This is a genomic window from Achromobacter sp. D7-1, assembly GCF_059760445.1.
The window spans coordinates 1-2,091 of the sequence record NZ_JCBAMT010000165.1 but is presented as its reverse complement, the minus strand read 5'-3'; the positions used below and the strand labels follow the sequence as shown (position 1 = coordinate 2,091).

Below are 2,091 nucleotides of genomic sequence, written 5' to 3'. Positions count from 1 at the left end.
GCTTCCTCGACGGCAATCTCGTCAAAGGGGTTCATGGACATCTTCACATTGGCGATATCCACGCCGGTTTGATCAGACTTGACGCGCACCTTGACGTTGTAGTCAACGACGCGCTTGACAGGTACCAATACCTTCATCCCGCTGCCTCCAAATGGAAAATAATTACCCGGCATGCGCCGGGATCGCATTGCACAATTTTTTCTTGATTCTACAGCTTCGCAAGCGCTCGTATATGCGCAACCACGCTGCGGCCCAGGGCTGACAGGTTGTAACCGCCCTCGAGCGTGCTGACGATCCGCCCCTGGCAGTGGCGCTCGGCCACCTCCACGAGCTGTTCGGTTATCCAGGCGTAGTCGGCCTCGACCAGGCCCATCTGGCCCATGTCGTCCTCGCGGTGCGCGTCGAAACCCGCCGACACCAGAATCAGTTCGGGGCGGTGCGCCTCCAGCGCAGGCAGCCAGGTATCCGTCACGATAGTCTTGACCGCGGCCCCTCCGGTATAGGCGGCCACCGGCACGTTCAGCATGTTCGAGGCCGGATTCTCGGTGCCGCTGTTTGGAAAAAAGGGATGCTGGAAGAAGCTGCACATCAGCACCCGGTCGTCGCCAGCGAAGATGTCTTCGGTGCCATTGCCGTGGTGCACATCGAAATCGACGATGGCCACGCGCGACAGGCCGTGGAAGTCCAGTGCATGTTGCGCTGCAATGGCGACGTTGTTCAGAAAGCAGAATCCCATGGCCTGGGAACGGCAGGCGTGATGCCCGGGAGGCCGCACCGCGCAGAACGCCGTACGGGCTTCTCCGCCCATCACGGCGTCCACCGCCGCGACGCCCGCCCCCGCCGCGTAAAGGGCGGCCTCATAGGTGTGAGGGTTCATCAGGGTATCCGGATCGATAGGGAAATACCCTTGCTCCGGCAAATGTTCGCGCAAACTGTTCAGATACTGGACAGTGTGCACCCGCAATATGTCATGGCGGGATGCCTGCGGCGCCTGGCGGTCATCCAGGTAGGGCATCAATCCGCTGGCAAGCAACTGGTCTGAAATGGCGTCCAGCCTCTGGGGGCTTTCGGGATGCCAACTGCCCATTTCATGCAAGCGGCATGCCGGGTGGGTAAGATACATGGTCTCCATAAGGAAGATTATGTTCATCTGTCGGCGTTTACTGCAACTCGGAACGCTTTCCGCCCTGCTGGCGGGCTGCTCCACCACCGCTCCCTCTGCCACCACCAACACCGCCGCCGGCCAGCCGGCCGCCGAATCAACCCCGGCCCCCATTCGCATCGGACCCAGCGCGCCGACACCTGGTTCTGAACTGGCGGACGACGGTCCCGCCGCGCTGGGCGCCAATGGCGCGCTGCGGCCTGAAGTCCGTTCCTTTGTCGAAAACCTGGCCACCGAACGCCAATTGCCGCTGGACCCCATGGTCGCCGCGCTGGCCGGTTCGCGCTATAACGCCACCGTCGCGCGCCTGATCGCGCCGTCGCCGCCGGGCAAGAAGATCTGGCGCAGCTGGCTGACCTATCGCTCGCGCTTCGTCGAACCCAAGCGCATCGGCTGGGGCGTGGAGTTCTACAACGAGAACCGCGACCTGCTCAACCAGGCGGCGCAGCGCTTCGGCGTCCCGGCGCCCGTGATCGCCTCGATCATCGGCGTGGAAACGCTGTATGGCCGCAATATGGGCAATTTCCGCGTATTGGACGCGCTGACCACGCTGGCCTTCGACTATCCGGACCCGGCCAAGCCCGAGCGCGCCACCATGTTCCGCGGCCAACTGGCGGATTTCCTGACCCTGGTCATGAAGGACAAGCTGGACCTGGAAACGCGCGGCTCCTACGCCGGCGCCATAGGCATGCCCCAGTTCATGCCCACCAGCGTCATGCATTACGCGGTGGACGGCGACGACAACGGCCATATCGACCTGACCAACAACACGCGCGACGCGATCATGTCCGTGGGCAGCTTCCTGTCGCAGCACGGCTGGCAGCGCGGCCTGCCGGTATTTGCCCCGGTGGTGTTGCCCACGGATCCTGCACCACTGGTCGACGGCGGACTGGAACCCAAGCAGAGCTGGGGCACGCTCACGGCGGCGG

Annotated in this window: 2 protein-coding genes and 1 pseudogene; 1 reads left to right on the top strand and 2 read right to left on the bottom strand. The window is 63.4% G+C overall.

Going from position 1 to position 2,091, the window contains the following annotated elements; translation table 11 throughout:
- Positions 1–137 (bottom strand): annotated as a pseudogene (locus tag AC6LKD_RS32575) (electron transfer flavoprotein subunit beta/FixA family protein); the annotation flags it as partial.
- 71 nt (positions 138–208) lie between these two features.
- Positions 209–1,132, bottom strand: coding sequence for a histone deacetylase family protein (locus AC6LKD_RS32570; protein WP_080551048.1), 924 nt, complete (start codon positions 1,130–1,132; stop codon positions 209–211).
- 10 nt (positions 1,133–1,142) lie between these two features.
- Here AC6LKD_RS32570 and mltB point away from each other — a divergent pair.
- Positions 1,143–2,091 (top strand): lytic murein transglycosylase B (mltB, locus tag AC6LKD_RS32565; RefSeq protein ID WP_498118540.1); only part of this gene is annotated, 949 nt, incomplete at its 3' end.

Coding starts and splice junctions, on each gene's coding strand:
- AC6LKD_RS32570 (WP_080551048.1), bottom strand. CDS start 1,132: ATGGAGACCATGTATCTTACCCACCCGGCATGCCGCTTGCATGAAATG.